The organism is Burkholderia sp. NFPP32, from assembly GCF_900119325.1.
GTDB classification, from domain to species: Bacteria; Pseudomonadota; Gammaproteobacteria; order Burkholderiales; family Burkholderiaceae; genus Burkholderia; species Burkholderia pyrrocinia_C.
Map to the genome: position 1 here is coordinate 105,582 of NZ_FPJP01000019.1, position 7,360 is coordinate 112,941.

General features: G+C 64.9%; 6 protein-coding genes and 1 pseudogene. 1 reads left to right on the top strand and 6 read right to left on the bottom strand.

Translation table 11 applies throughout. The features are described from left to right. Positions 1-232: 232 nt before the first annotated feature. From paaK to paaN, 5 genes and pseudogenes are all read right to left on the bottom strand, one after another. Positions 233-1,531: a phenylacetate--CoA ligase PaaK gene (gene paaK, locus BT264_RS28375; protein WP_072443050.1), complete on the bottom strand. Its 1,299-nt coding sequence runs from the start codon at positions 1,529-1,531 to the stop codon at positions 233-235. Between the two features lie 38 nt (positions 1,532-1,569). Then, positions 1,570-2,022, bottom strand: coding sequence for a hydroxyphenylacetyl-CoA thioesterase PaaI (gene paaI / locus BT264_RS28380; protein WP_072443051.1), 453 nt, complete (start codon positions 2,020-2,022; stop codon positions 1,570-1,572). A gap of 1 nt (position 2,023) precedes the next feature. After that, the gene (paaG, locus tag BT264_RS28385; protein ID WP_034183735.1) at positions 2,024-2,815 is read right to left on the bottom strand and encodes a 2-(1,2-epoxy-1,2-dihydrophenyl)acetyl-CoA isomerase PaaG; all 792 of its coding nucleotides are present in this window, start codon (positions 2,813-2,815) and stop codon (positions 2,024-2,026) included. 45 nt (positions 2,816-2,860) lie between these two features. Then, positions 2,861-4,068: pseudogene (gene pcaF, locus BT264_RS28390) on the bottom strand (3-oxoadipyl-CoA thiolase). An 87-nt stretch (positions 4,069-4,155) separates the two neighbouring features. Beyond that, positions 4,156-5,862 carry a phenylacetic acid degradation protein PaaN gene (gene paaN, locus BT264_RS28395; protein ID WP_072443053.1) on the bottom strand — a complete coding sequence of 569 codons (1,707 nt, stop codon included), beginning with the start codon at positions 5,860-5,862 and terminating at the stop codon, positions 4,156-4,158. 129 nt (positions 5,863-5,991) lie between these two features. Between paaN and BT264_RS28400 the strand changes: the two genes are divergently transcribed. Then, positions 5,992-6,768: an enoyl-CoA hydratase gene (locus BT264_RS28400; protein WP_072443055.1), complete on the top strand. Its 777-nt coding sequence runs from the start codon at positions 5,992-5,994 to the stop codon at positions 6,766-6,768. 316 nt (positions 6,769-7,084) lie between these two features. Here BT264_RS28400 and BT264_RS39645 read toward each other — a convergent pair. Further along, the coding region (locus tag BT264_RS39645) for a hypothetical protein (protein ID WP_218173357.1) at positions 7,085-7,360 on the bottom strand (276 nt) is incomplete at its 5' end.

Here is a 7,360-nt window from a genome sequence, read left to right on the forward strand (position 1 = left end):
TCGGGAGCCGCCCGCGCATGAGGCGGGGTATTCGTGGGCGCGACGGTGCGCGTGGAGTGCGTCGGTTCGAGAGCGGTGTACCCGTGTGGTTTCAGTTCGTGTGATGCGCCTGTCGCGTTGAACGACGTCGCGGAACACAATAAATAGCCCGATTGGCGTTGGCCGATCGGGCTGTTTCTTTTGTTGCGCAACGGGATTGCCTCTGCGCGCGACGCACGCGCAGCGTCTGCCGTCAGCCCTTGCGCTTGTCGACGACGCGGCGCGCCTTGCCGACCGAGCGCTCGATCCCGTTTACGGGCAGCACGTTGATCACGGCCGTCACGCCGATCAGCGACTTGATGTCATGCGCGAGCGCTCGTTTCGCCGCGTGGATCGCCGCCGTATCCGGAGCAGTGTCGGGACAGGGCTCGACGTTGAGCGTCAGCACGTCGAGCGGGCCTTCCTTCGTCAGTACGATCTGATAGTGTGGTGCGAGCGCGCGCTGCTTGAGCAACTGTTCCTCGATTTGCGTCGGGAACACGTTGACGCCACGCACGATCATCATGTCGTCCGAGCGGCCGGTGATCTTTTCCATCCGGCGCATCGTGCGAGCGGTGCCGGGTAACAGGCGCGTGAGGTCGCGTGTCCGGTAGCGGATGATCGGCAGCGCCTCCTTCGTCAGCGACGTGAACACGAGCTCGCCGAATTCGCCGTCCGGCAGCACTTCGCCGGTTTCCGGATCGATGATTTCCGGATAGAAGTGATCTTCCCAGATGGTCGGGCCGTCCTTGGTCTCGACGCATTCGGACGCGACGCCGGGGCCCATCACTTCGGACAGCCCGTAGATGTCGACCGCGTCGATGCCCATCCGCTGCTCGATCGCGACGCGCATGTCGTTGGTCCATGGCTCCGCGCCGAAGATGCCGATGCGCAGCGAGCTCTGCGCGGGATCGAGGCCCTGGCGCTCGATTTCGTCGGCGATCGACAACATGTAGCTCGGCGTCACCATGATGATGTCGGGCCGGAAATCCTGGATCAGTTGTACCTGCTTCTCGGTCTGGCCGCCGCCGAACGGGATCACGGTCAATCCCGCACGTTCGGCGCCGTAGTGCGCGCCGAGCCCGCCGGTGAACAAGCCGTACCCGTAGCTGACGTGTACCTTGTCGCCGCGGCGTGCGCCGGCGGCGCGGATCGAGCGCGCGACGAGATTCGCCCACGTGTCGATGTCGCCGGCCGTATAGCCGACGACCGTCGGCTTGCCGGTCGTGCCCGATGATGCGTGGATGCGCGAGATCTGGTCCTGCGGCACGGCGAACATCCCGAACGGGTAACTGTCACGCAGGTCGCCTTTCGTCGTGAACGGGAAGCGCGACAGGTCGGCGAGCGTTTTCAGGTCGTCGGGATGCACGCCCGCGTCGTCGAATTTGCGACGATAGACGGGAGAGTGGTCATACGCATGCCGGAGCGACCACTTGAGGCGTTCGAGCTGCAGCGCGGTCAGCTCGTCGCGTGAGGCGGTCTCGATCGGCTCGAGCGGTAGCGGGGTAGTCATGCATGTCTCCAGTGTTTGTTATGTGCGAGCCGTTGACGTCAGCGGTCTTCCGGTATGACCGTGCCCTTGATCTGGGCGGATTTGCCGCGAAACATCGCGACCGTTTCGCCTGTCTGGTTCGTGACGCGGATGTCGTAGATGCCGTGGCGGCCGGCGCGCGCCTGTTCGATCGCCTCGGCCGTCAGCACGTCGTTGCCGTGCACGGGGCGCAGGAATTCGATCGAGCAGCCGGCAGCGACCGTATTCAGGTTGTACGAGTTGCACGCGAACGCGAACGTCGAATCGGCGAGCGTGAAGATGATCCCGCCGTGGCAGGTTTGATGCCCGTTCAGGAACTCTGGCCGCACGCGCATCTGCAGGCGTGCGTAGCCCGCGCGTACTTCAGCGATTTCCATGCCGAACGCGCGGCTGCATGCATCGGCGTCGAACATCGCCTGCGCGGTGGCGCGGGCGAGCGAATCGGGATCGAGCGTGGCGGTGGCGGCCGTCATGTCAACGCCCCTCGAAGCGTGGAGCACGCTTTTCGACGAATGCCTTCACGCCTTCCGCGTAGTCGTGCGACTGGCCCAGCTTGCGCTGCATGTCGCGTTCCAGGTCGAGCTGCTGGTCGAGCGTGTTCGTGACGCTGTCGCGCATCGATTGCTTGATCGATGCGATCGCGAGCGTCGGCTGCTGCGCGAGCTGGGTTGCGAGCTGGCGGGCTGATGCGGCGAGTGCGTCGTCGTCGACCGCACGCCAGATCAGGCCCCACTGTTCGGCCTGTTCGGCGCCAAGCTTGTCGCCGGTCAGCGCGAGCCCCAGCGCACGTGCCATGCCGACGCGTTGCGGCAGGAACCACGTGCCGCCTGAATCGGGTACGAGCCCGATCTTGACGAAGGCCTGGATGAAACTGCTCGAGCGGGCGGCGAACACGAGATCGCATGCGAGCGCGAGATTTGCGCCGGCGCCGGCCGCCGTGCCGTTGACGGCGGCGATCACCGGCAGCGGCAGACGCTGCAGGCGGCGGATCAGCGGATTGAAATGCTCGTCGATCAGCGTGCCGAGGTCGGTGGACGCGCCGGGCGTGAAGTCGAGGTCGGCGAGGTCCTGGCCCGCGCAGAAGCCGCGCCCCGCACCCGTCAGAATCAGCGCGCGCGCGCCGGCCGCTTCGACTTCATCGAGAGCCGACTGCAGTTCGCGATGCATCGCCCGCGTGAAGCTGTTCAGCTTGTCGGGGCGGTTGAGGGTGATCGTGGCCACGCGCGCGGCCTGATCGATATCCAGCTGAATCGCCTGATAGGACATGCAGTGTCTCCTTCATGACTTCGTTATAGGCGCGCGGCGCATCGGTTACACGCGTTCGACCGCGAGTGCGATGCCCTGGCCGACGCCGATGCACATCGTACAGAGTGCAAAGCGGCCGCCCGTACGCTCGAGTTGATGGAGCGCAGTGGTCACGAGCCGGGCCCCCGATGCGCCGAGCGGATGACCGAGTGCGATCGCGCCGCCGTTCGGGTTCACGCGCGGATCGTCGTCGGCGACGCCGAGCATGCGCAGTACCGCGAGACCCTGCGACGCAAACGCCTCGTTCAACTCGATCACGTCGAACTGGTCGATGGTCATGCCGAGCTGGCGCAGCAGTTTCTGCGTGGCCGGCGCGGGGCCGATGCCCATCACGCGCGGCTCGACGCCTGCCGTCGCCATGCCGATGACGCGCGCGCGGCGGCGCAGGCCATACTGATCGGCTGCCTGTGCTGTGCATTGGCGAGCAGCAGCGCGCACGCGCCGTCGTTGACGCCCGATGCATTGCCGGCCGTTACAGAGCCGTCCGGGCGCACGACGCCCTTCAGCTTCGCGAGTGCTTCGAGCGACGTCTCGCGCGGATGTTCGTCGCGCGACACGACCACCGGATCGCCCTTCTTCTGCGCAATCGTGACGGCGACGATTTCCTCGGCGAGCGTGCCGTCCTGCTGCGCACGCGCGGCCTTTTGCTGGCTGCGCAGCGCGAACAGGTCCTGGTCGGCACGACTGATGTTGTAATCGACCGCGACGTTCTCGGCCGTCTCCGGCATCGAATCGACGCCGTGAAGCTGTTTCATCAGCGGATTGACGAAGCGCCAGCCGATCGTCGTATCGTAGATGTCGGCCTGGCGTGCGAACGCGCTCGCGGCCTTGCCCATCACGAACGGCGCGCGCGTCATGCTCTCGACGCCGCCGGCGATCATCAGGCGCGCTTCGCCCGACTTGATCGCGCGCGCGGCCGTGCCGACCGCGTCCATCCCGGAGCCGCACAGCCGGTTCAGCGTCGTACCCGGCACGGCGGTCGGCAGGCCCGCGAGCAGCGCCGACATGCGCGCGGCGTTGCGGTTGTCTTCGCCGGCCTGGTTCGCGCAGCCGTAGATCACGTCGTCGATCGCCGTCCAGTCGACGTGGCGATTGCGCTCGATCAGCGCCTTGAGCGGCACCGCGCCGAGATCATCGGCACGGACATCTTTCAGGGCACCGCCGTAGCGGCCGATGGGGGTGCGAATCGCGTCGCAGATGTAGGCGTCTGTCATGGGCGTATCGATGAGCAACAAACCCGCCGGGTGGCGGATTCGTTCATGGTAGAGAACGTGGCGGCGTTTGCACGTCCGCCATTCGGGTTATGCCGTTTGGCCAGCTTCCGCGGGTACGGCCTTCGGGGCAACATGGACGCGGCTTTGCACCACGCGGAACCGGTTGGCGACGAACGCCGGGTCGGCCAGCGCCGCGTTGGCAGCCGGGTTGGCTCCCGTGCCGTGGAAATCGGAGAACGCGGCCGACTGGTTGACGAACACGCCGCCCGTCAGATTGATCGACAGCGCGACACCGCCGCGCACCGCTGCGTCGTAGGCGGCGTCGACGATTGCGTCGTCGGTGCTGTAGACGGAGAGGGTCAGCGCGCCATGTTCCGCCGCGATTTCACCGGCGAGATCGAGCGACTGCGCGGTCGAGTCGGTCGCGATCACGAACGAGATCGGGCCGAACCACTCCTGCGTGAATTTCTCGCGATCGGTCACGTCGAGTTGCAGCACGAGCGGTGTGCGCACGCGGGCATCGGGGAACGCGGGGTGCTGAAGAGCCACGCTGTCGGCGAGTACGCGGCCGAGCTGGCGGGCGTCGTCGATACGTGCGGTCACGCCGTCGTTCTGAATTGCGCCGATCAGTTCGACCGAGCGTGCCGGGTCTCCGGTGAGTTTTTGCACGGCAACCGCGATGGCTTGCGCGACTTCGTCGAAGCTCGCATGGCCGTCCGCGGTCCGGATGCCGTCGCGCGGCACGTAGATGTTCTGCGGCGCCGTGCACATCTGGCCGGAGTACAGCGCCAGCGAGAACGCGATGTTCTTGGCTGCGGCCTTCAGGTCGTCGGTCGAGTCGATCACGATCTGGTTGACGCCGGCCTTCTCGGTGTAGACCTGTGCCTGGTGGGCATGGCGTTCGAGCCACGTGCCGTTCTGCGTGCTGCCCGTGAAGTCGATCAGCTTGATCTCGGGGCGCAGCGCGATGTCCTGAACGAGGGCGCCGTCGTTGGGCTCGGTCGCAAGGAGCGTGACGACGTTCGGATCGAACCCGGCTTCGCGCAGCACGTCGCGGGCGATCCGGACCGTGATCGCGAGCGGCAGGATCGCACCCGGATGTGGTTTGACGATTACGGTGTTACCGGTTGCCAGATCGGCGAACAGGCCCGGGTAGCCGTTCCAGGTCGGGAACGTGCAGCAGCCGAGCACGAGCCCCGTGCCGCGCGGGACGATCGTGTAGCGCTTGTGCATTGCGAGCGGCGGGTTCTTGCCTTGCGGCTTTTCCCAGTGCGCATCGGCCGGGATGCGGCGCAGTTCGTCCCATGCATAGGCGACAGCCTCGAGCGCACGATCCTGCGCGTGCGGGCCGCCGGCCTGGAACGCCATCATGAATGCCTGCCCCGTGGTGTGCATCACGCTGTAGGCGATCTCGAAGCTCGCGCGGTTCAGGCGCGCGAGGATTTCGAGGCTGACGCCGATCCAGGCGCTGGGGCCGGCTTCGCGCCACGTGCGTTGCGCGACGGCTGCGGCGGCGATCAGTGCGTCGGGCGTCGACTTCGGATACCGGATGCCCAGTGCGATGCCGTACGGCGATCGCTCCGCGCCGACCGTTTCGCCGGACGCCGGCTGGTCAAGCGCGAACGTCTTGTCGAGGTGCGACTTGAAAGCTGCTTCGCCGTCTGCGTTCGCGCTTTCCCCGTACACTTTGGGACTCGGCATTTCGGCGAACGGGCTCCAGTACCCGCGGCTCTCGATGGCGGCGAGTGCGTGCTTCAACGTGTCTTCGTGCTTCGTGAACAGTGCATGGGTCATGGCGGCGGCCTGATGGACGATGAGAGGGGTTGGATCGATTAATTAACCGACCGGTTGGTCGGAGAATGTTAGCATCAAACTATTCGCATGTGCGAGGCGTTTCTCATTTCATTGATCGAGGAGAAATAGATGGCTTACGAGAACATCCTGGCGGAGACCCGGGGGCGTGTCGGGCTGGTTACGCTGAACCGTCCGAAGGCGCTGAACGCGCTGAACGATGCGTTGATGGATGAGTTGGGCGATGCGCTGAAGGCGTTCGATGCGGACGACGGCATCGGCGCGATCGTCGTGACGGGGAGCGAGAAGGCGTTCGCAGCCGGCGCGGACATCGGCATGATGGCGACCTATTCCTATATGGATGTTTACCGGGGTGACTACATCACGCGCAACTGGGAGACGGTCCGTCAGATCCGCAAGCCGATCATTGCCGCGGTGTCGGGCTTTGCGCTGGGCGGCGGTTGCGAGCTCGCGATGATGTGCGACATCGTCTTCGCGGCGGACACGGCCAAGTTCGGCCAGCCGGAGATCAAGCTGGGCATCATGCCGGGCGCGGGCGGCACGCAGCGTCTGCCGCGCGCGGTATCGAAGGCGAAGGCGATGGACATGTGCCTGACCGCGCGCTTCATGGACGCCGCCGAAGCGGAGCGAGCCGGGCTCGTGTCGCGCGTGCTGCCGGCCGACAAGCTGCTCGACGAGGCGATTGCGGCCGCGGCGACGATTGCCGAGTTCTCGCTGCCGGCGGTCATGATGGTCAAGGAGTCGGTGAACCGCGCGTACGAGACGACGCTGGCAGAGGGTGTCCACTTCGAGCGCCGGCTGTTCCATTCGCTGTTTGCGACTGAGGACCAGAAGGAAGGGATGGCGGCATTCGTCGAGAAACGGAAGCCCGAGTTCAAGAACCGCTGAGTGGGCTGCGCCGCGGCAGGTGTCTGGCGACTGGTTGGCGCTGGTTGCAGCGCGGTCGCCAGACCCGTCGAGCCCCAAGCCACCGTGCGCGATAGCGCACGGCGGCTTTTTCAAAATAATTTCACAAAGGGGCTTGCGGAGACGGGGGCGAGTGCATAGAATCACGCCTCTTTCGCGCTAACGGAAACGCGGCGCGGGAGAGGGGAAGCGAAGTCGGCGGTGTGCAGCAGGTTGGGCGCACGGCTGGCGCAGGAAGATGAACCCCGCAGTCGCAACGAAGCAGTTAAAAAGTTGTTGACGAGCTGCGAAACACGGTTCATAATCTCGCTTCTCTGCTGCTGAAAACGCAGCGCTGCTGAGAAGCACGAAGTTTCTCGCAGAAATGCTCTTTAAAAATTAACAGCCGATAAGTGTGGGCGCTTGATGAAAGCGAGCTGATCTTCGGATCAGATAGCAAAAGTATCAAGAGTCTCACACTAAAGTAAGTCAGGTTTATGAAGTGATTCATATTCCTGTCAGCTTTGAGTGAGCGACCGGTTCTTAACTGAACCGAAAACAGTAACAGGTTTAAACTGAAGAGTTTGATCCTGGC

Bases quoted from the DNA above. Each gene is read 5' to 3' on its own strand.
- paaK (WP_072443050.1), bottom strand. From the start codon at position 1,531: ATGACTACCCCGCTACCGCTCGAGCCGATCGAGACCGCCTCACGCGAC.
- paaI (WP_072443051.1), bottom strand. From the start codon at position 2,022: ATGACGGCCGCCACCGCCACGCTCGATCCCGATTCGCTCGCCCGCGCC.
- paaG (WP_034183735.1), bottom strand. From the start codon at position 2,815: ATGTCCTATCAGGCGATTCAGCTGGATATCGATCAGGCCGCGCGCGTG.
- paaN (WP_072443053.1), bottom strand. From the start codon at position 5,862: ATGACCCATGCACTGTTCACGAAGCACGAAGACACGTTGAAGCACGCA.
- BT264_RS28400 (WP_072443055.1), top strand. From the start codon at position 5,992: ATGGCTTACGAGAACATCCTGGCGGAGACCCGGGGGCGTGTCGGGCTG.